This is a genomic window from Shinella sp. GW821-FHT10F02 (assembly GCF_058809275.1).
The window spans coordinates 124,496-144,791 of record NZ_JBXASL010000005.1 but is presented as its reverse complement, the minus strand read 5'-3'; the positions used below and the strand labels follow the sequence as shown (position 1 = coordinate 144,791).

General features: G+C 58.3%; 22 protein-coding genes and 2 tRNA genes. 15 read left to right on the top strand and 9 right to left on the bottom strand.

Going from position 1 to position 20,296, the window contains the following annotated elements:
• Positions 1–44: 44 nt before the first annotated feature.
• A complete protein-coding gene (locus tag AC1RWL_RS16900) occupies positions 45–446 on the top strand; it encodes a (R)-mandelonitrile lyase (protein ID WP_493095538.1) in 402 nt (133 codons plus the stop codon).
• Positions 447–449: 3 nt separating this feature from the next.
• Here the strand turns inward: AC1RWL_RS16900 and AC1RWL_RS16895 are convergent, their stop codons facing one another.
• Both AC1RWL_RS16895 and AC1RWL_RS16890 read right to left on the bottom strand, forming a co-directional pair.
• On the bottom strand, positions 450–908 hold the full coding sequence (locus AC1RWL_RS16895; RefSeq protein WP_493095539.1) for a hypothetical protein: 459 nt from the start codon (positions 906–908) through the stop codon (positions 450–452).
• 55 nt (positions 909–963) lie between these two features.
• Positions 964–2,586 (bottom strand): ABC-F family ATP-binding cassette domain-containing protein, encoded by a 1,623-nt coding sequence (locus tag AC1RWL_RS16890; protein WP_493095540.1) that lies wholly within the window; start codon positions 2,584–2,586, stop codon positions 964–966.
• A 175-nt stretch (positions 2,587–2,761) separates the two neighbouring features.
• Between AC1RWL_RS16890 and AC1RWL_RS16885 the strand changes: the two genes are divergently transcribed.
• Positions 2,762–3,463, top strand: a complete 702-nt coding sequence (locus tag AC1RWL_RS16885; protein WP_493095541.1) for a hypothetical protein — start codon at positions 2,762–2,764, stop codon at positions 3,461–3,463.
• A gap of 56 nt (positions 3,464–3,519) precedes the next feature.
• On the opposite strand, the gene AC1RWL_RS16880 is transcribed toward AC1RWL_RS16885, so the two are convergent.
• A tRNA-Ser gene (locus AC1RWL_RS16880) sits at positions 3,520–3,609 on the bottom strand.
• A gap of 253 nt (positions 3,610–3,862) precedes the next feature.
• Here AC1RWL_RS16880 and AC1RWL_RS16875 point away from each other — a divergent pair.
• Positions 3,863–5,269 (top strand): DNA cytosine methyltransferase, encoded by a 1,407-nt coding sequence (locus AC1RWL_RS16875; protein ID WP_493095542.1) that lies wholly within the window; start codon positions 3,863–3,865, stop codon positions 5,267–5,269.
• Here AC1RWL_RS16875 and AC1RWL_RS16870 read toward each other — a convergent pair.
• Positions 5,266–5,916 (bottom strand): hypothetical protein, encoded by a 651-nt coding sequence (locus AC1RWL_RS16870; RefSeq protein WP_493095543.1) that lies wholly within the window; start codon positions 5,914–5,916, stop codon positions 5,266–5,268. The two genes, AC1RWL_RS16875 and AC1RWL_RS16870, sit on opposite strands and share 4 nt — an antisense overlap.
• Before the next feature lie 221 nt (positions 5,917–6,137).
• Positions 6,138–6,704, bottom strand: coding sequence for a recombinase family protein (locus AC1RWL_RS16865; protein ID WP_493095544.1), 567 nt, complete (start codon positions 6,702–6,704; stop codon positions 6,138–6,140).
• Positions 6,705–6,897: 193 nt separating this feature from the next.
• Between AC1RWL_RS16865 and AC1RWL_RS16860 the strand changes: the two genes are divergently transcribed.
• Positions 6,898–7,158: a hypothetical protein gene (locus AC1RWL_RS16860; protein ID WP_493095545.1), complete on the top strand. Its 261-nt coding sequence runs from the start codon at positions 6,898–6,900 to the stop codon at positions 7,156–7,158.
• Positions 7,159–7,526: 368 nt separating this feature from the next.
• Here the strand turns inward: AC1RWL_RS16860 and AC1RWL_RS16855 are convergent, their stop codons facing one another.
• Positions 7,527–7,958 (bottom strand): hypothetical protein, encoded by a 432-nt coding sequence (locus AC1RWL_RS16855; protein ID WP_493095546.1) that lies wholly within the window; start codon positions 7,956–7,958, stop codon positions 7,527–7,529.
• Between the two features lie 158 nt (positions 7,959–8,116).
• On the opposite strand from AC1RWL_RS16855, the gene AC1RWL_RS16850 reads away from it, so the two are divergent.
• Positions 8,117–8,836 carry a hypothetical protein gene (locus AC1RWL_RS16850; RefSeq protein ID WP_493095547.1) on the top strand — a complete coding sequence of 240 codons (720 nt, stop codon included), beginning with the start codon at positions 8,117–8,119 and terminating at the stop codon, positions 8,834–8,836.
• A 956-nt stretch (positions 8,837–9,792) separates the two neighbouring features.
• On the opposite strand, the gene AC1RWL_RS16845 is transcribed toward AC1RWL_RS16850, so the two are convergent.
• Positions 9,793–10,839, bottom strand: coding sequence for a site-specific integrase (locus AC1RWL_RS16845; RefSeq protein WP_493095548.1), 1,047 nt, complete (start codon positions 10,837–10,839; stop codon positions 9,793–9,795).
• Positions 10,840–11,040: 201 nt separating this feature from the next.
• Between AC1RWL_RS16845 and AC1RWL_RS16840 the strand changes: the two genes are divergently transcribed.
• A complete protein-coding gene (locus tag AC1RWL_RS16840) occupies positions 11,041–11,649 on the top strand; it encodes a hypothetical protein (protein ID WP_493158409.1) in 609 nt (202 codons plus the stop codon).
• A gap of 1 nt (position 11,650) precedes the next feature.
• On the top strand, positions 11,651–12,646 hold the full coding sequence (locus AC1RWL_RS16835) for an SIR2 family protein (RefSeq protein ID WP_493095550.1): 996 nt from the start codon (positions 11,651–11,653) through the stop codon (positions 12,644–12,646).
• 130 nt (positions 12,647–12,776) lie between these two features.
• Here AC1RWL_RS16835 and AC1RWL_RS16830 read toward each other — a convergent pair.
• A tRNA-Ser gene (locus AC1RWL_RS16830) sits at positions 12,777–12,866 on the bottom strand.
• 331 nt (positions 12,867–13,197) lie between these two features.
• On the opposite strand from AC1RWL_RS16830, the gene rplU reads away from it, so the two are divergent.
• The 4 genes from rplU to AC1RWL_RS16810 all read left to right on the top strand — a co-directional run bounded on the left by rplU (position 13,198) and on the right by AC1RWL_RS16810 (position 15,208).
• Positions 13,198–13,569, top strand: coding sequence for a 50S ribosomal protein L21 (gene rplU, locus AC1RWL_RS16825; RefSeq protein ID WP_256120504.1), 372 nt, complete (start codon positions 13,198–13,200; stop codon positions 13,567–13,569).
• A 25-nt stretch (positions 13,570–13,594) separates the two neighbouring features.
• The gene (gene rpmA / locus AC1RWL_RS16820; RefSeq protein ID WP_134648437.1) at positions 13,595–13,864 is read left to right on the top strand and encodes a 50S ribosomal protein L27; all 270 of its coding nucleotides are present in this window, start codon (positions 13,595–13,597) and stop codon (positions 13,862–13,864) included.
• 124 nt (positions 13,865–13,988) lie between these two features.
• Positions 13,989–14,621 carry a GNAT family N-acetyltransferase gene (locus AC1RWL_RS16815; RefSeq protein WP_256120503.1) on the top strand — a complete coding sequence of 211 codons (633 nt, stop codon included), beginning with the start codon at positions 13,989–13,991 and terminating at the stop codon, positions 14,619–14,621.
• Positions 14,618–15,208 carry a GNAT family N-acetyltransferase gene (locus tag AC1RWL_RS16810; RefSeq protein ID WP_493095551.1) on the top strand — a complete coding sequence of 197 codons (591 nt, stop codon included), beginning with the start codon at positions 14,618–14,620 and terminating at the stop codon, positions 15,206–15,208. Before AC1RWL_RS16815 ends, AC1RWL_RS16810 begins: the two co-directional genes overlap by 4 nt.
• Positions 15,209–15,242: 34 nt before the next feature.
• On the opposite strand, the gene AC1RWL_RS16805 is transcribed toward AC1RWL_RS16810, so the two are convergent.
• On the bottom strand, positions 15,243–16,103 hold the full coding sequence (locus AC1RWL_RS16805; RefSeq protein ID WP_493095552.1) for an endonuclease/exonuclease/phosphatase family protein: 861 nt from the start codon (positions 16,101–16,103) through the stop codon (positions 15,243–15,245).
• A 79-nt stretch (positions 16,104–16,182) separates the two neighbouring features.
• Between AC1RWL_RS16805 and obgE the strand changes: the two genes are divergently transcribed.
• The 4 genes from obgE to AC1RWL_RS16785 are packed head-to-tail and all read left to right on the top strand — an operon-like array spanning position 16,183 to position 20,286.
• Positions 16,183–17,193 carry a GTPase ObgE gene (obgE, locus tag AC1RWL_RS16800; RefSeq protein WP_435268994.1) on the top strand — a complete coding sequence of 337 codons (1,011 nt, stop codon included), beginning with the start codon at positions 16,183–16,185 and terminating at the stop codon, positions 17,191–17,193.
• Between the two features lies 1 nt (position 17,194).
• On the top strand, positions 17,195–18,367 hold the full coding sequence (gene proB, locus AC1RWL_RS16795) for a glutamate 5-kinase (RefSeq protein WP_493095553.1): 1,173 nt from the start codon (positions 17,195–17,197) through the stop codon (positions 18,365–18,367).
• Entirely contained in the window at positions 18,360–19,640 is a 1,281-nt protein-coding gene (locus AC1RWL_RS16790; protein WP_493095554.1) for a glutamate-5-semialdehyde dehydrogenase, read from the top strand. Before proB ends, AC1RWL_RS16790 begins: the two co-directional genes overlap by 8 nt.
• A gap of 37 nt (positions 19,641–19,677) precedes the next feature.
• Positions 19,678–20,286 carry a nicotinate-nucleotide adenylyltransferase gene (locus AC1RWL_RS16785; protein WP_493095628.1) on the top strand — a complete coding sequence of 203 codons (609 nt, stop codon included), beginning with the start codon at positions 19,678–19,680 and terminating at the stop codon, positions 20,284–20,286.
• Positions 20,287–20,296: the final 10 nt, after the last annotated feature.

Here is a 20,296-nt window from a genome sequence, read left to right as displayed (position 1 = left end):
TCCGCCAGCCGTGTATGGTCGCGCGAGACGTGAAGGAGACGGACATGGACATCAAGCGCAACGGCACCAGCCCCTCGACGCCCGGCCCGGCGGATTATTTCACCGGCAAGGTGCGCCTCGACACGCCCTTCAAGGCGGAAGCCCCTGGACGCGCCGGCGGCGCAATCGTCACCTTCGAGCCGGGTGCCCGCACCGCCTGGCACACCCACCCGCTCGGCCAACTCGTCATCGTCACCGCCGGCCTCGGCTGGGCGCAGCGCGAGGGCGGGCCGATCGAGGAAATCCGTCCCGGCGACGTCGTCTGGTTCCCGCCCGGCGAAAAACACTGGCACGGCGCCACCGACAGGACAGCCATGACCCATATCGCCATCGCCGAATCGGAAAACGGTTCGCCGGTGACCTGGCTGGAGCAGGTGACGGACGAGCAATATCGCGGCACGGCCTGACGGTCAGGGCGCCGCGTATTTGCGCGTGAAGGGCACGCCGTTGAACGTGTGCGTGCAGCAGGCGCAGCGCGGCTCCATATGCTCGACACGCAAATCCGGATCGACCAGCCGCAGCCGGTTTTCGGCATCGACGAAGAGCCCGCTGTAATAAGAACTTTCGCCGATCCGCACGAAGGGCTTTTTCTCCGCCTCCGAGCGCGCCACCATCCAGGAGATCGGCTCGGCTTTGTCGAGCCGCGCCACCGCCTCAGCATGCACACCATCCCAGTCCTCGCCGACCCGCGAAAGCAGGAATTTGAAGAGCGGCGTATAGTCGAGCCCGTGGCGCTGCCCGCTGCGCATCGCGCCCTCATGCACGCGATCCTCCCGCCGCCGCGACCAGCGATAGTCGCCGCCCGAGCCGTGGTGCACACCACGGGTCCGCGTGTTGACGCGTCGATAAAGCGGTTTCTCTCGCTGCATCCGCGCTTCCGATCAGGCTAGTCGCTCGGATTCATAGCGCAAACGGTCGCAGGCGTCAGCCCGGAACGCCCGGCGCCTCATGCCCGGTCTGGGTGACATATTCGACGTAACCACCCGGATATTGATGTACGTCGTCGCCGTTGAGTTCCAGCACGCGGTTCGACAAGGCGCCGAGGAAATGGCGGTCGTGCGAAACGAAGAGCATGGTGCCCTCATATTCCCCCAGCGCCTTGATCAGCATTTCCTTGGTGTCGAGATCGAGGTGGTTCGTCGGCTCATCGAGGATCAAGAAGTTCGGCGGATCGAACAGCATTGCCGCCATCACCAGCCGCGCCTTCTCGCCGCCGGAGAGCACCCGGCACCGCTTCTCGACATCGTCGCCGGAAAAGCCGAAGCAGCCGGCCAGCGTGCGCAACGGCCCCTGCCCGGCGCGCGGAAACTCCGTTTCCAGCCACTCGAACACCGTCATCTCGCCATCGAGCAGATCCATCGCATGCTGTGCAAAATAGCCGACCTTGACGCTCGCCCCGATCGTCACGCTGCCCGCGTCCGGCGTCGCGGCCCCGGCCACGAGCTTCAGCAGCGTCGATTTGCCGGCCCCGTTGACGCCCATCACGCACCAGCGTTCGCGGCGGCGGATGAGAAAACTGAAGTCCTGGTAGATCGACCGGCTGCCATAGGCCTTGTGCACGTTCTTGAGGTTGACCACGTCCTCGCCCGAGCGCGGCGCCGGCTGAAACTCGAACATCACCGTCTGGCGCCGGCGCGGCGGCTCGACGCGCTCGATCTTGTCGAGCTTCTTCACCCGGCTCTGCACCTGCGCAGCGTGCGAAGCGCGCGCCTTGAAGCGCTCGATGAACTTGATCTCCTTGGCGAGCATCGCCTGCTGGCGCTCGAACTGCGCCTGCTGCTGCTTCTCGTTCTGCGCGCGCTGCTGCTCGTAGAAACCGTAGTCGCCGGAATAGGTCGTCAGCGACCCGGCGTCGATCTCGATGATTTTCGTGACGATGCGGTTCATGAACTCGCGGTCGTGCGAAGTCATCAAAAGCGCGCCGTCATAGCCCTTCAAAAATTGCTCCAGCCAGATCAGGCTTTCGAGATCGAGATGGTTGCTCGGCTCGTCGAGCAGCATGATATCCGGCCGCATCAGGAGAATGCGGGCCAGCGCCACGCGCATCTTCCAGCCGCCGGAAAGCTTGCCGACGTCGCCGTCCATCATCTCCTCGCTGAAGCTCAGCCCCGCCAGAACCTCCCGCGCCCGGCTCTCCAGCCCATAGCCATCGAGCTCCTCATAACGCGCCTGCACCTCGCCGTAGCGCTCGATGATCGTGTCCATCTCGTCGAGCCGGTCCGGATCGACCATCGCCGCCTCAAGTTCGTGCAACTCCGCCGAGACCGTGCTCACCGGCCCCGCCCCGTCCATCACCTCGGTGACGGCACTGCGCCCCGCCATCTCGCCGACATCTTGGCTGAAATAACCAATGGAAACGTTCTTCTCGACCGAAACCTGCCCCTCGTCCGGCTGCTCCTGGCCCGTGACCATGCGGAACAACGTCGTCTTGCCGGCCCCGTTCGGCCCGACCAGCCCGATCTTCTCCCCCCGGTTCAACGCAGCGGACGCCTCGATGAACAGGATGCGGTGGCTGTTGGACTTGCTGATATTCTCGATGCGGATCATGGAAAAACGGGCCTCGTCGTGTCCCGCGCCCTATGCCATGACGCAGTGCACAAAGTCCATGCTATCGCTTGCCTGGCGCATTTACGCATTTCAAACGGCCGGAACACCGCTTTACACCAAAAGCAAAATGAGATGCTATCAGTTCTCAACCAAGGAGCGAGGAGGTTGATAAATTATGCAGAGCCCCAATAGTGATCGGAACGCTGAGCGCCTCTCACTTGTCGACCAACTTCACCAATTCAACCGTAAGGAGCGCTATTGGCTCCTTCGAAATGCGCTGAACAAACCGCATGACGACTGGCAGCTTGCGGAATCGTTTCTCAGGCGCCTTTACGAGATCACCAAAATCGAGATCCCAGTTTCTGCGTGGTGGGCCATGGATTATCATATCGACTGGCTTTTCGCGGCGCTGCTTCTTGATCGTCTAGGCTCGGACGGTTCATCCTCTTTTCCCAACCCTGAAGTACAAGTTAGCGGCGGCACACCGCACAGGCTGATTAGAGGAACTCAGGAAGATTTTGATCTTGTTATCGCCTTTGAACGCACGATTCTTCTTATCGAAGCAAAAGGCGTGACGAGCTGGGGCAGCCAGCAAATGGCCAGCAAGCGGCAACGACTTTGGGATTGGTCGGAATTGTCCGAGAGAATTGCGCCAGAGCCCCTCGACCGTCCTGTTGAAATCGTGATGGTTCAGATATCACCTAGGCCGCCTCAAAAGCTTAAGCCCCTCGAATGGCCGAGCTTTCTTAAATTAAATAATGGAGCTCCGTTCTTTCTGTCACTGGACCTCACCGCCGCCCCAAGCATGTTCATCACACCAGAACGAAGCAGCGATGGTGCAGAATGGCATCTAAGAAAGGATGCGCGCCGGAATTGATCGGAACTTAATGGCGCTTATTGGTTATGAGCCAATGACTCGTTTTCCGATTGAGGAGCGCGAGGGTGGGATTTGAACCCGCGATACCCTTGCAGGTATGCCGCATTTCGAGTGCGGTGCATTCGACCACTCTGCCACCTCTCCGCATAGTCGGTCGGCGCCCTTCGACGCGGGGCGGTTAATAGCGGTGAAATTCTGGGTTGGCACCGAAGTGGACGAAAGCTGATGTGGCCGAAGCGTGCCGGCGAGAGCCTCAGCCAATCCTCGTAGACGCAAGCTCTCCTACCGTTTCACAACCACGCAGTCAGATGCTGGGACAGTTTGCTCCAATGAGAGCGCTCTTATCACCTTGACGGATGTATCGCCGCTCTCCTACTCAAGTCCATAGGAGACTCGGATATGAACATGATTGTCGACCTTCGGTCACTCAGAAAGGATGCTGGGCTTCGCCAGGCGGAGCTAGCTGAAAAGTTGGGGATCACTGTTCGAGCGCTGGCGCGACTCGAGAAGGGCCTGGAGCCCATAGAGAGCGACCTATGCAGTCGGTTGATACAGGTATTCAAATTCGCATCTGCTGCCGAGCTTGACCATCATATGAGACCGATGGAGTTCGGCGAAGGATATGTAACACGCCGTGCCGACACCGATGTAATCCTCGATCGCCAGAGCGTGATCGACGTAGGCAAACTTCCTGTTCTCGACCTCTTCTGTGGTATTGGAGGATTCTCCTCGGGTTTTGAGCAAACCAACAGGTTCCAAGTCGTCGGAGGCGTCGATCTACTTGGTGATCGGCTAGATACCTTCCGCGCCAATCATAAATCTGCGGTGTCGTTCGGTGGTGATATCCGCAACCTATTGATGGATGACATCTACGACAGATGCCCAATTCCTCATATCGTAATTGGTGGCCCGCCTTGCCAAGGATTTTCATCAATACGGCCATTTCGGAATGTCTTGCTACACGATCCTCGTAATAATCTCGCGGAGGAGTTCTGTAGAGTAGTCGCCGGCTTGAAACCCGAATGGCTTGTTTTCGAGAATGTAGTCGGTCTTTTGACGCATGAGGGAGGTAGGACATTTTCTGCATTGTTCGAAGCATTCGAAAGCCTGGGCTACAGAGTCGAAGCCAAGATTCTTAATGCCGCTAACTTTGGCGTGCCGCAGCGACGAGAGCGCCTGATACTTGTCGGTAACCGCCGTAATAAGAGATTCCGATGGCCAGAACCTACGCACCGATTGGCAGGGCAGCGGAGTATGGCCGGGAAACACCCGAAGCTCTCTCGATCATCGGCGACTCCCAGCGAAACCACGACAGCGATCACTGTCGCGGATGCCATATTCGACCTTCCTCCTGTCAAATCCGGAGAGCAATGCAGTCAATATTCGCACAATGAGAAAGCGTCGGATTACGCTCGCCGGATAAGGGATCATGCAACCGAGCTAACGTTGCACGAGGCGACGTCTCACTCCGAGAAAATGCTACAGATAATAAGACACGCTGGAGAGAACATCTTCGCCCTGCCACCAGGGCTGGTCACGAGCGGATTTAGCTCCTGCTACAGCAGATTGTCGTCGCACGAGCCAAGCGTCACGCTTACTGTAAATTTCGTTCATCCAGCATCTAATAGATGCATACACCCACAGCAGGACCGTGCGCTCACTCCACGCGAGGGCGCTAGGTTGCAGAGCTTCCGTGATACCTTCGAGTTTCGTGGCACGAGAGCGCAGACCGTGAAGCAAATCGGTAACGCTGTGCCGCCGCTGCTTGGAAAAGTAATAGCGCAAGCGATCCTCGAAAGTGACTAGGATCCCGCCGCAACCAACTCGGAGTAATTACTGAAAGTCCTGCTCTTGCGCGTAAATGGAGCACGCTCCAAGTCGACATAAACCACCTTCAAGGCCAGCATTCCTTCAGAATTGACGACTGCTGTTTTCCCTGAATCTCCAGCGGTATTGCTAATGTTGAAATGGTTCTCGGCGAGATAACCACATCGGATTTCCCAAACATATGCTGTTGTGCCGCGGTTCTGTTTACCCATTGTGAAAGTTCCATTCCTGTCACAGAGCACGTAGCGGCAAGTTAGGTAATACCCTTCTTTCGCCAAGTGCCCCTTAGGCTTATTCCCCTCCAGAGCCATTTTGATCTCAATATTGGGAAATTTCAGCGGATCATTACTCAGCAAGTCAGGATATTTATGAGGTCCGTTTCTTCGCAAAGCACCTTCAGAATTCTGTGCAACTGCGCCACCTAAAATGTTCCCGATCATAGATGATAAATTTGCTAGCTCGACGGTTTCACTAAGAGGAAAGCCGCCTGCTTCGACAAGAGTATCATCGATTGAATCTAATATTTTATATAAGTCGCCTACAGCCTTCTTCAGTATCCCGTGGCCCAGGCCGACTTCTTCGAGAAGCCCCCCATTCGCAACTAAGCCGTCTGCAGTCCTGGCCATTTAGCACCCTCATAAAAGGGGCTGAGAGTGACCGATTCGGCGCATACTGGTCCACCGCGAATTTCCCGTCACGCGATACTTTTTGTGGACTTCACCAAACCCCTGGGTCTGGTGCTTTTGACGCGAGGACTTGCATTGGCTGGCGTGCCGATCTCAGACATCGCTTTGCAGCACCAACTATGCCAAGCGCGCCAGCGAGTCTCCCTGTCGACTTCGACATGCTATTCGATCCGGGCGTCGCGTAGAACACGAGCCAGCGTTTTCGGGTGGACCTGATACCTCGCAGCCACCTCAGAAATCGGCTCCAGGTCGATCTCGACAGCGTGCTTTGCAGCGTGTGTCTGCACTTCGGTCATTGACGGGCGACGTCCGATACGAGATCCTCGCGCTCTGGCGGCTTCCATCCCCGCCTTGGTGCGCTCGCTAATGATGGCTCTTTCAAATTCTGTCATCGCCCCCATCATATGGAAAACCAGCCGTCCGCCGGATGATGACGTATCGGTGCTCTCGGTCAGCGATCGGAAGTCGCAACCTCGCTTCGAAAGTCCGTTCACTGTCTGGATGAGGTCGACAAGGGATCGTCCAAGCCGGTCGAGGCGCCAAATGACGAGCATGTCACCCCTCTTGATTTGCCTGAGAGCTTTGAGAAGACCTGGACGCTGGAAGTCTGCACCGGAGAGTCCATGGTCGGTGAAGATCGCCGAGCAACCAGCTACCTTCAACGCAGCAGTCTGCATATCGAGGTTCTGCTCGACCGTTGATACACGGGCATAACCGACCAGCTTCATCTTCAATATCCTCGCGCTCCGATAGCTGCTAAGCGATTGACATAAAAGAACTTTTGTCCGATAGAGGTCAGCTGTAAATGCTGATCCGGTCGCGTCCTATGGTTTCAAGGGTTTCCGGAGAAGCTCCATTTAATGGCCGACAGAGCGAAAAGGTTCCCTTTCGCTCTCACCCACGTTCACGGACAAGAAGAGCATGGACCTTACATTGATAATCTTTGTCTCGGGACTGATCTTCGGCGGCGCGTGCTCAATCCTGGCAGCGAACAAGAATCGCGATTCATTGGGCTGGTTTGCGTTGGGGTTTTTCTTCAGCTTGGTGGCTCTGATCGTGATTGCCGCGTTATCGCCTACGGTGACGACGTCGCCAGACGATCAACATAGATCGAAACGGCGCGGAAAAGAGAACGGTTTCGCTTCCAATCCTGCGGACCCGGAGCGGCCTTGGCTCGGCTGACCAAACGCCACTGAGTGAAAACTCTAAACTCCAGAAGAGTTTTCGCTTCTCGAATGGCATTAGAAACACTCATGGAAAGGATTTCCCGTCCGGGAAGAGGAGGTTCCGTTGTCTATTATGTTATTCTTACTAAGTAAGTATATAGTAATAGACAGTGAACGGACGGGAAGGGAATTCGCTTCCGGGCGATTTCTCTCAGGGGAGCTCACCAGCCGGCTTCTCGCTCCTTTGCAGCGACGCTTCATCAGCAGCGTTCGGTGCAAGCCCTGAGTCAACCTTGCTCGATTGGTGGCTTGCTACGGCTCATGTGTTGAGGAGCAGCTATCTCTGCGAAACGTCTTGTCCCGCAGAGACGCAGCCGGGCGAATCTATGCCGCAGTGACCGGCAGCTGCTTCAGTTCCTCCTCCAACAACAACCAATCAGTGCTCGGCCTGTTGGTGCTGCGCGCCTTGTTAACCCACCATCCAGTCGGTGCGCGGGGATCTCCATTCGCCTTCGTCAGATAGTTGTCGATATGCGCTGCAACTGCCCGAGCCGCACCGCCGTAGCTGCCGCTCTTCCGCGCCCAGATCTGATATTCGTGACCGCATACCCGCTTCATCAAATAGTGGAACTGATTCGGGAAGAAGCTTTCATCATCCCATAGATGCCAGCAGATCTGGTGAAGAGAAACGTAGTTATGGCCAAGCGCGCGCCAATTGAGATCACCGGTTTCCAGGTAGCGACCGAGCTGCTTCCAAAAAAACGCCCGGTAGTCGGCCATCAGCTCCTCGGGAACCGGAATTTCATGCATGTTCATCTAGGTATCTCCTCATGCTCTCTGAACATGTGCCTTATAGCGGCAGGGTCGCTGGGATGCCGCAGGTCGTGAGCGACCTCAGAATGTTGTGAAATCTGTTGATATGAAGCTCGCCTGGACGCTAAACGCCGGTTAGCCGCCGACCCCAGGAGCCGAACATGAACTATCCAAAACCAGTCGCGTTTCTGTTCGCCTATGTGCCAAAGATGCCGACGTCCGTTGAGGAGTGGAGCCGGATCAGCGCGTTACGAACGCAATCCGCGATCTTACTTCAATTTGCCCGCAAGATGGGCTTCGAGCCGCCGGATAGGATGCCAGCAGTAACAACCTATCGACACGCAATGTTCACCCGGAGCGCGATCTTCGAACGAGCATCCGCCCAAGCGCGAAGCTACAATACTGCATTATGGGTTGCTGACCTGTGGCAGCTTTTACGTATGACCAGCTCCGGGAATGTAACGAGAGTTCTGGAGGACTTGGACAGGCTGGATATTGATGTTCTTGATTGCCTTACCGGAAAAAAATGGAAGGAGTTCGCGGCAGCGGAACGCGTCGTGCTGGTTCGGGAAGCGTTGTCGCGTAGAATGGTTTCGTCGATATCGTTACCTTCCGAAACTGACCGGAAAGCGCAAGCGCCTGACATCCACAATGCGTTGAAAGGCGCATCCGCCAATAGAAGAAAGGCGGAACGGCGTGCAGAACAGTTACGTCCGGTCGTGGATAAATTCAGAGCCGCGCTTCCTCCCGACCAAGTCCTAACGCCATCTATGTTAATGCGTCACTTGAATGATAAAGGCGTAATGCCGGAACGTGGAAGAGCTTGGTCGCTTAACAGCTGCAAGAACCTTCTGCGTCGATTGCAAATCACCGAGGAGTGAAAACTCTAAACGCCGGAAGAGTTTTCACTTCTCAAATCGCATTAGAAGCACGCATGGGGAGGATTTCCCGTCCGGGAAGAGGAGGTTCCGTTGTCTATTATGTTCTTCTTACTTGATAAGTATATAATAATAGACAGTGAATGGATGGGAACGGAAATTTGCTTCCGGGCGATTTCTCTCAGGGGAGCTCACCGGCTGGCTCCGGTCAACCTAGCAATCAGTTTACATTTCGCCTAACGGAAGCAGCCTGACCTCAACCTCATGCGTTTGGCCAGTGTTTAATGTCTAATTGCGCTGACGCACGAAGGTTTAGACCGAGATCGCTGGCTCAGGAGGTTAGAGCGACCGGATCATCGCCAGCACCGAGAGCATCCCCATCAAGACGATTGATTTTTTCTAGGACTTCGATGTGCGCTGTGCGAGCTTGAGGTCCAGGCCCCTCTTCGTCCAGGCGCAGGAGGCTACCCGGCACCGGGTTGATGCCGACAGAAAGACAGCGCCTTTCCGCCCATCGTCCATCTACTGCACGGGCTAATGAGATCTGAAAGCCACTAGATCGAAAAGGAGCTCAGATCGTTTGCCCGAGCGGCCCCACAATGCGCCGTCGCTTCATGCATCAAGCATGTCATCAGATGAGCGCGGATATGTTTTCGACGCTGGCAACCAAGGCGTTCCGGCGGTGTCAACGCAGTCCAGGTCTGCCTATTCAAAACAATTTCGGTTGAGTGGTTTGTGGTTGCCCTCGTTGGAACCGAGTAGAACGCCGAATACAACTCAGGAGAGTCGAGCGACCTTTGCATTAACGACGAAAACGCTGCTTTTCGATCTTACTGTCAAGTTAATGTAAACTTAGCGTCAAGGTCGGGCAGTATTCTGAGCGATTTTTGGCTTACACGACAAGGTCGGACACAACTTTAAATAGGTATTTTTCAAGGTCCAGGTGCCCCGACCTTTACCTATATTGCGCTTGGAAGCGATTTAGGTAAAGGTCGGGTAAGGTGATTAGGCTGTAAACTTAAGCGAGCAACGAGATCGTCGGCGCTGAGATGAGTGTAACGCTTCAGCATTCTTAATTCTTTGTGCCCTGATATGCTGCTGACTTCGATCATGTTCAGCCCCCGTTCGAACAAGCGGCTGACACCCTCGTGGCGTAAATCGTGGAAGCGGAGACCCTTTATCTCGACTCGTTTCAGAAGACGACGCCAGACCTGCTCAAGGGATCCGGCGGTCATAGGAAAGACCAGGAGTTCATCTACGCCAGCACGCGCCTTCCATTCAGTTAAGGCATCGAACGCTCTTTGTGAAAGCGGCACCTCTCTCCCAGACCCGTTTTTGGTCATCATCAAAGTGATCACACGACGATTGTGCGAGATGTCGCTCCATCGCAAACCCAGGATCTCGCCACGACGCATTCCGGTTTCGATCGCCACGATGATCAGCGTCCTGAAAAACGAGATCTTCCCGCCATCGCACCCGTCGAGCAGGCGTTGCTCCTCGTCGCCTGTCAGACGTCGGCTACGCTCATTTCGAATGATCGGTCGACGCACGAGCTTGACGACATTCTTCGCCAACGGCATCCCCCAGTCCCGGGTTGCGACCTCAAGAACATGGCTTAGGATCGCCATCTCGCGAACGGTCGTAGATGGAGCTACGGACTGAAGTCGTTCGTCGCGAAACGACGCGATGTCTTGTTGGCTTAAGCCTATCAATGTTCGGTGCGAGAGGTCATGGCGACGCAGCACATCAATCCGCTGGTCCTCTTGAACAGCGCCGCGCTTTGTCGGGGTGATCTCTCGCTGGTAACGCTCGAGGAGCTCGCCCAGCGTGGTGGTCTCGAGAATCTTTGTGTCCGGCGCCATGCCAAAGCGATCGACCTGCGTCTCAAGATCTCGTGCCCACTTCTCGGCATCTGCTTTGCTGTCGAAGCTCTTAGCCCGCGGCTTCATTCCCCGACGGCGCACCTGTGCCTGCCAGCGTCCCCTAAGTTTTCTAATTGTTGCCATCTCAATCTCCGTTAATGATCAAGACGATGCGTAGGATGCCCCGAAGAGGGGGCCAAGGATTATCCCAGCACGCGCGGAGTAAGCAACTAGCCTCACTCCAAAGTTGATTTGTCAGTTTCTATAAACCCTTGTTACTTCGGAGCCAATGTAGTTCTATGTCGTATTAAAGACTGATTCCAATTGCCTTGAGCACCTATGCCAATGACATCCCAGCCGCCGCCCCTGCTTTCGCTTTCTCTCAACTCATTCATCAGAATTTACGCCATGGATCCGGCTCGCCAGATCTCGGAAGTTTTACGTCGCGTCCAGCAATCTAGCGGGTATGATTTTTATAGAACTTTGAACTTAGCTATTTCCGCTCACATCAACAGTAAATCTCAAGATGAGATTGCTTACATATTGAATAATTCATCAAGACCTGACGAAATAAGCTATAATAAAGCTGCATTTGACGCATTTGAGAAGAAATTCGGAAGCAAAAAGAAGCTAACAAAGTTTAAGAAAAAAGGATCCTTGAAACTAGCAGATGGAAGAATCGTTATAAATGTATCACCCATCTTCATGGTAGAAACGACGGCATCGATGGATGTCTACCACATCTGGGCAATTCAAAACCCCAAGATGGACAAATCAAAAGCAAATTGCGCTTGTTATGTATTGGAGCAAGCGTTCAAAAAGACAGCGCCGAACTATCAATACAAACTTTTCGACGCCACTTCTTCGAAGACTTATTCTGGATCAAGCAATACTACTGGTTTAGCCGTATCGAGTGTGGCCGACAATATGGCAAGCTGGATTGAGAATAGCTGAAATGAGAAAGCTGTTCATATTCGGAAACGGCCTAGGGATGGCGCTTGCGCCAGACGCATACAATCTAAATTCCGTTATGACGTCGGCTTGGGATAACGAATACCTCACGGATACGCAGAAAAAGCTTATTCTGGCATGTCTTCCAGATGACGTTGGCAAGCCGACATCCGAGGAGCAGTTGGCGAAACTGCAAGAAATAGTGGGGGCTTGCGAGGTTCTGCTCGGGATAAGGCCAGTAGCGTTTGGCCATTGGCTGTCTCCGCACGGTCAAGAATTCCCAAACGCTGTCCATCAGTTCGCATTCGAAGTTGCTAAGCAAATGTTCTTGGCGAGGCACAAACAGGGAAGCCAGGCTGGTGAACCGTTCCGTCTACCTACAGACTTCGTGCAGAGCCTAATTAAGAAGGTCGAGGAGACTCAGTCTCACGTAGCGACATTGAATTATGACGGTCTTCTTTCGTCAGCATTTGAGGTGGCTGGCGTATTAGGTGAGGGGAAAATGCTGCGTGATGGCTTCGTCGATCAAAAATTCGATACGAGAAATCTGTTCCGACATCGCGAAGAAGGAGGTTGGTATCTTCACCTCCACGGCTGCCCGCTATTTGTCGACCGGGAGAAATCGAAACCCTCCAAACTAGCGGCATCATCTCTTACAAGAAATCTCGGTCAGCTGAAGCATGTTGGACGCCACATTGTGCTTACTCACGTCACCCATAAAAGGACGATCATCGCCGGATCAGAAATTTTGAGCACATATTGGGAATTCTTAAAGCGAGCTCTGGATGAAAGCCAGGAGATCGTTATTTTTGGCTACTCGGGAAACGATACTCATCTAAACCAACTGATCGCGCAGAAACGCGGCGATAAACCGGTGCGAGTCGTTGAATGGCTTGGTGCTGGGTATGAAGATCTCCGGGGCCCTTTCTGGGCAGCCCAACTCGGCGGTCCTGTCAAGTTGACATTAAAAGAAGATGTCTTGAACTTCGCCGACTGGTAAGAGCCAAAAATGAAAGTCGAGGAACGCTCCCTCGTGCCGAGAGTGTGGCCCTAGCCAGTTTCGTCACCGGCATCAGAGCCCAGAAAAATTCAGCAGATTGCGGGGAAACCTTACGGCCGCAGGACCAAACTGGCGGAGAGGGTGGGATTTGAACCCACGATACCCTTGCAGGTATGCCGCATTTCGAGTGCGGTGCATTCGACCACTCTGCCACCTCTCCGCATAGTCGGTCGGCGCCCTTCGACGCGGGGCGGTACATAGCGGGTGTGGGACGGGCTTGCAAGGGGGATCGCCCGAGGAATGTTCATCTATTTGTCACGGTGACGGAAATTCCCTTGACAGTTTTCATCGCCTCACCTATTGCGCAAGGTGCAGTGGCATAGGTCTCACTTGTGCCGCGACGCTGGTTCTTTGTGCCATGCCTTATTGGTATTCTGCAAGGAACCGCATGAGCCGGTGATGCGCCAATGCATCGCCATTCCGAGCGACTGATAAAAAGACGGCCTTGCCTTGACGGGCAAAGAGCCGGCACGAACATGAAAGGATATAAAATGTTCGCAGTCATCAAGACCGGCGGTAAGCAGTACCGCGTGGCCGCCAACGACGTTCTGACGATTGAAAAGCTGTCGGGCGACGCTGGTGCAAAGATCGAATTCACCGAAGTGCTGATGGTCGGCGTTGGCGCCGATGCCACGATCGGTGCGCCCTTCGTCGAAGGCGCCATCGTGACGGCCGAAGTCGTCGAGCATGGCCGCGCCAAGAAGGTCATCGCCTTCAAGAAGCGTCGTCGCCAGAACTCGAAGCGTTCGCGTGGTCATCGTCAGCACAACACGACTGTCCGCATCATCGACATCGCAGCCGCCGGCAAAGCGAAGAAGGCTTCCAAGAAGTCTGAACCCGCCGCCGAAGCAGCAGCCGAATAATCCGGACAGGTAAAGGAGAACTCCCATGGCACACAAGAAAGCTGGCGGTTCCTCGCGCAACGGTCGCGATTCCGAGTCCAAGCGCCTTGGCGTGAAGAAGTTTGGCGGCGAAGCCGTCCTCGCAGGCAACATTATCGTCCGCCAGCGTGGCACGCAGTGGCATCCCGGTGCCAATGTCGGCCTCGGCAAGGATCACACGATCTTCGCACTTACGGCTGGCAATGTGAATTTCCGTACGAAGGCCAACGGTCGCGTTTACGTGTCTGTCGCCCCGAAAGCGGAAGCAGCGGAATAAGCCGGTAGCGCTCTAAAACAGCCGGCGTCTCATTGACCCGGCTGACGCTACAGGTTCAGGCCTGAAGAAAAAAGGGGAGATGGGGCAAGACCCATCTCCCCTTTTTGCTCTGGAGGACTGAGCCATGCAGACCGAATTGTTGCGGGACGACCAATCAAGGTCTCCCAAGGAAAGGCTGAGGCCTGAACGGCCAAGGACCGATTGCCCGATCTTACTGTCGCCGCGGCTCGTCATGAGAGCCCCGCACGAAGACGACATCGACGCCCTTGCCCATCTCGCCAACAACGCCAATATCGCCAACATGGTCGCCCGCATGCCCCACCCCTATACGGTGGCGGATGCCGCCGATTTCGTGCGACGCACACGCGCCGGCGCGATTGGCAAGTGCGTCTATGCCATTACCAAAGCCGACAACGGCGCCTTCCTCGGTTGCTGCGGTATCGAGCCGCATGAGGACGGACGCACCGTCGAGCTCGGCTATTGGCTGGGCGAGCCCTACTGGAACCAGGGTTATGTCACGGAGGCGGCCCACGCGCTGATCGACATGGTCTTCCGCACCCGCGATGTCGAGCAGATCGACGCGCGGTGCCGGGTCATGAACATCCCCTCGCGGCGCGTCATCCAGAAGTGCGGCTTCCAGTTCCAGGCGACCGGCATGGTGCAGAGCCTCTCGGTCGGCGGCATGGTTCCCGTCGAATGGTACAGGCTCGACCGCAAGACCTGGGTCTCGCTGAAGAGCTGGGGAGGCATGCGATGAACGCGATGCAGACCCCGATGAACGTCGAGCGCAGCACCGGCCCCGGTGCCTGCCCGACCATCACGACCCCGCGCCTGGCGCTGCGCCCGCACCGCATGTCCGATGCGGATGCGATCGCGCAGTCGCTCAGCGATTTCCAGGTCTCGCGCATGCTGGCCCGCGTGCCCGCACCCTATGACCGGCAGGATGCGAGCGAATGGCTTTCGATCGCAACCACCGATCTCTACGAGGGCTGGGCGCTCGCCATCACGGCGGGAGACGACGTGCATATCGGCTGCGTCGCCTTCGAGCGGCGCGGCAAGGGATGGGAACTCGGCTACTGGCTGAACCGCTTCTATTGGGGGCGGGGCTATATGAGCGAGGCGGTGCATGGGGCGACGGCACGGTTCCTCATGCGCATGCCGGGCACGGATATCCGCTCGGGCATCTTTGCCGACAATCTCGCCTCGCTGAGAGTGCAGGAAAAGACGGGCTTCCGCATCACCGGATGCAGCGACGTGTTCAGCGTCGCCCGCGGTGCCATGGTTCCGCATATCGAAACGCGGCTAGAGCCGGGCGATTTTCGCCCAGCGGCGCCGAGACGCTAAAACAGATCGGGGCGGAGTGATCCGCCCCGTTTTCTTACGAAAGCTCGAACCAGACGGGCAGGTGGTCGGAGCCGAAGGCGGTCTCGTCGACCCAGGCATCCGTCAGCCGTTCGACAAGGCCGTGGCTGAGGAAACAATAATCGAGGAAGAGGCGGTCGGCGTGGTTCTTGGGATCGATCCAGCTGTAGCTTGCGGCGTGTCGCTTGCCGAGGCCGGCCAGCGCATCGACCGGATGGGTGGCGCGAATCTGGCGGCCGTAGAGCGCGTCGACGCTGCCCGCCATTTCGTCATATTCCGGCGATTCCGGCACCATGTTGAAGTCGCCCATCAGCACGTAGTCCTCCGGCACCGGCGGTTCGGACAGGCCGAATTCGTGCGCACCGGAAATCGCGCCGCCCTCGAAACCGTAAAGCTGGGCGCGATCCTTGAGAGTGCGGATCTGCGCGATGCGCTCGTCGCGGTGGACATGGTCGAGATGCGTGGAATAGACGCGGATGGTGCCCTTCGGCGTCGCGATCACCGCTTCGGTGGCGCCGCGCTGCAGGTTCAGCTTGTCGAGCGTTCGCGTGCGCGGCAGGAGGATCGTGCGGGTCGAGAGGATCGGCCAGCGCGAAAAGATCATGTTGCCGAACTGGAAACGGCGGTTGACCGCGCGGCCCTGCTCGATCGCCGAGCCGGCATCGAGATCGCAGGCCGCGCCGAAGACGGAATAATGCGTGGCGAGCAGCGTCTGCAATTCCGCGACCATGTCGACATGGCCGTTGCGGTGAAAATTGCGGGTCACCTCCTGAAGCGCGATGATATCGGCACCGTGAATGCTGGAGACGATGCGCGGCAGGTCGAACCGATCGTCGAGACCGATGCCATACTGGACGTTGTAGCTGACGAATTTCACGATAGTCTTTGACCTCTCAGGCAAGCGGCTATATCGAAGACGGCACTATTAGAAGACGAGAAAAGCGAACGGCGAGCCGATGAAATTCCTGGACGAAGCAAAAGTCTATATCCGGTCCGGTGACGGCGGGGCAGGGGCTGTCTCGTTCCGTCGCGAAAAATTCATTGAGTTCGGCGGGCCGGACGGCGGCGACGGCGGGCGCGGCGGCGACGTGTGGGTGGAGGCCGTCAACGGCCTCAACACGCTGATCGACTTCCGCTTCCAGCAGCACTTCAAGGCTGCGACCGGCACGCACGGCATGGGCCGCAACCGCACGGGCGCCAATGGCGACAGCGTGACGCTGAAGGTGCCGGTCGGCACGCAGATCTTCGAGGAAGACAACGAGACGCTGATCATCGACATGGTCACCGAGGGCCAGCGCTTCAAGCTTGCCGCCGGCGGCAATGGCGGCTTCGGCAACACGCATTTCAAGTCCTCCACCAACCAGGCGCCGAACTGGGCCAATCCGGGCCTGGAGGGTGACGAAAAGACCATCTGGCTGCGGCTGAAGCTGATCGCCGATGCCGGCCTCGTCGGCCTGCCGAATGCGGGAAAATCGACCTTCCTCGCGACCTGCACGCGCGCCCGGCCGAAGATCGCCAACTATCCCTTCACCACGCTGCACCCCAACCTCGGCGTCGCGACGATCGACGGCGGCGAATTCATCCTTGCCGACATTCCGGGCCTCATCGAGGGTGCGCATGACGGCATCGGGCTCGGCGACCGCTTCCTCGGCCATGTCGAGCGCACGCGCGTGCTGCTGCACCTCGTCTCCGCGCAGGAGGAGGACGTCGCCAAGGCCTACAAGACGGTGAAACACGAGCTGGAAGCCTATGGCGGCGGCATCACCGACAAGCCGGTGATCGTGGCGCTGTCGCAGATCGACCTGCTCGACGAGGACGAGTTGAAGAAGAAGACCAAGGCGCTTCAGAAGGCGAGCGGCCAGAAGCCGTACCAGATTTCTGCCGTTGCCGGCGTGGGCATGACGAGCACGCTCCGGGCGCTGCGCGACATCATCGTTGAAGCGAAGAATTCCGGATCCGACGACTGAGATGACGAGACACCGCAAACCGCTCGGAAAATACCGCCGGATTGTGATCAAGATCGGCTCGGCCCTGCTCGTAGACCGGGCGAGCGGCCTGAAAAAGGCATGGCTTGATGCCATGTGCCAGGACATCGCCGCGCTGAGGGCCGGCGGCACCGAGGTGCTCGTCGTCTCCTCCGGCGCCATTGCGCTCGGTCGTTCCGTGCTGAAAGTGCCGTCGGGTGCCCTGAAGCTGGAGGAAAGCCAGGCGGCGGCGGCAGTCGGCCAGATCGCGCTGGCGCGCGCCTGGTCGGAAAGCCTTTCCACCGACGGCATCGTCGCCGGCCAGATCCTGCTGACGCTCGGCGATACGGAAGAGCGGCGGCGGTATCTCAATGCGCGCGCGACGATCAACCAGTTGCTGAAGCTCGGCGCCGTGCCGATCATCAACGAAAACGACACGGTCGCGACGACCGAAATCCGCTACGGCGACAACGATCGCCTCGCCGCCCGCGTCGCCACCATGACGGGCGCGGACCTGCTGGTGCTGCTCTCCGATATAGACGGGCTCTATACGGCCCCGCCGCATCTCGACCCCGACGCACGCTTCCTCGAAACGATCGACGCAATCACGCCGGAGATCGAGGCGATGGCCGGCGGCGCCGCCTCGGAATTGTCGCGCGGCGGCATGCGGACGAAAATCGATGCCGGCAAGATCGCGACGGGCGCGGGCTGCGCCATGATCATTGCGTCGGGCAAGGTCGATCATCCGTTGCGGGCTGTCGAGGAGGGGGCGCGGTCTTCGTGGTTTGCGCCCGCGGGTTCGCCCGTCACGGCGCGAAAGACATGGATTGCCGGGCAGTTGCAGCCGGCGGGACGGCTCGAAATCGATGCCGGTGCGGAAACGGCGCTCGCCTCGGGCAAAAGCCTGCTGCCGGCCGGCGTGCGCGGCGTCTGGGGTTCGTTTTCACGCGGCGACACCGTCTCGATCTACGGCGCGAACGGGCGCGAGATCGCCCGCGGGCTTGCCGGCTATGATGCCGACGAAGCGCGCCTGATCGTGGGGAAAAAATCGGCGGAGATCGCCGCCATTCTCGGTTATGCCGGCCGTGCGGCCATGGTGCACCGGGACGACCTCGTGGTGACCGGCCGTTCGGCAGCGCCGCTTGCCGAGGCGGGAAGGGATGTGAGCCATGCTTGACCAGGCCAAAAAAACCGACATCGACAGCCTGATGGCCGAGATCGGCCGCAACGCCCGTGCCGCCGCCCGGCCGCTGGCGATTGCGACCGCCGAGCAAAAGAACCGCGCGCTCGAAGCGATGGCGGCGCAGATCTTCGCGAACCGCGACGCCATTCTCGCCGCCAATGAAATCGACCTCGCCAATGCCAAGGAAAGCGGCGTCGCCGCCTCCTTCATCGACCGGCTGACGCTAACGGCCGAGCGCATCGAGGGCATCGCCGCCGCGATCCGCGATATTGCGGACCTGAAGGACCCGGTCGGGGACGTGATCGCCGAATGGGACCGCCCGAACGGCCTGCATATCGAGCGCGTGCGCACGCCGCTCGGCGTCATCGGCGTCATCTATGAAAGCCGGCCGAACGTGACGGCCGATGCCGGTGCGCTGTGCCTGAAGGCCGGCAATACCGTGATTCTGCGCGGCGGATCGGACAGCGTGAATTCATCGCAGGCGATCCATTCCTGCCTCGTCGCGGGCCTGAAGGCTGCCGGCCTGCCGGAACATGCGATCCAGTACGTGCCGGTGACGGACCGCGCCGCCGTCGGCGCCATGCTGTCCGGCCTCAATGGCGCCATCGACGTCATCGTGCCGCGCGGCGGCAAAAGCCTCGTCGCCCGCGTGCAGAGCGAGGCGCGCGTGCCGGTTTTCGCCCATCTCGAAGGCCTGTGCCACATCTATGTCGACAAGTCCGCCGAGCTGGAGATGGCCAAAAGGATCGTCGTCAACGCCAAGATGCGCCGCACCGGCATCTGCGGCGCGGCGGAAACGCTGCTGGTCGACCGCGCCGTTGCGGACACGCATCTGGCGCCGCTGGTGGAGGGCCTGCGCGCCGCCGGCTGCGAGGTGCGCGCGACGGCGGAAATCCTCGTCCGCATTCCGGGTCTCATCGCCGCCACCGAGACGGACTGGTCGACGGAATATCTCGACGCGATCATCTCGATCACCCTGGTCGACGGCATTTCCGGCGCGATCGAGCACATCAACCGCTGGTCCTCCGCCCACACCGAAGCTGTCATCGCCGAGGACCCGGCGGTCGTCGAACGCTTCTTCACGGAAATCGACTCGGCGATCCTGCTGCACAACGCCTCCACGCAATTTGCTGACGGCGGCGAGTTCGGCATGGGCGGCGAGATCGGCATCGCGACAGGAAAGATGCATGCGCGCGGCCCCGTCGGCGTCGAGCAGCTCACCTCCTTCAAATACCGGGTGCGCGGCACCGGACAGGTGCGGCCCTGAAGTGACGCCGGACGCCATTGCAGACCGCTACCTGAAAATGCCGCATGTCGAAAAGGGCATGGCGGTCGGCCTGTTCGGCGGCTCGTTCAACCCGCCGCACCAGGGCCACGCGCTCGTCGCCGAAACGGCGCTGCGCCGCCTCGGCCTCGACCAGCTCTGGTGGATGGTGACGCCCGGCAACCCCCTGAAGGACCACCGGCAATTGGCGCCGCTTGCCGAGCGCATTCGCCTCAGCGAAGCGATCGCCCCCAGCCCGCGGGTGAAGGTGACGGCCTTCGAAAAACGCCTCGGCCAGAGTTATACGGCAAAGACCCTGGAGCGCGTGCAGGCGCTGAACCGCGGCGTCCACTTCGTCTGGATCATGGGCGCCGACAATCTCGGCACCTTCCACCGCTGGCAGAACTGGCAGAAGATCGCCTGCACCTTCCCGATCGCCGTCATCGACCGCCCCGGCTCGACGCTCTCCTACCTCTCCTCGCGCATGGCAAAAACCTTCGACTATGCGCGCGTCGACGAGGAGGATGCGATGAGCCTTCCGGGCCGCCGGGCACCGGCCTGGACCTTCATCCACGGGCCGCGTTCGGCGCTGAGTTCGACCGCCTTGCGCGACCGCGCGGCTGTAGAGAAAACCATCCCTCAGAAGTGACGTCTTGAAA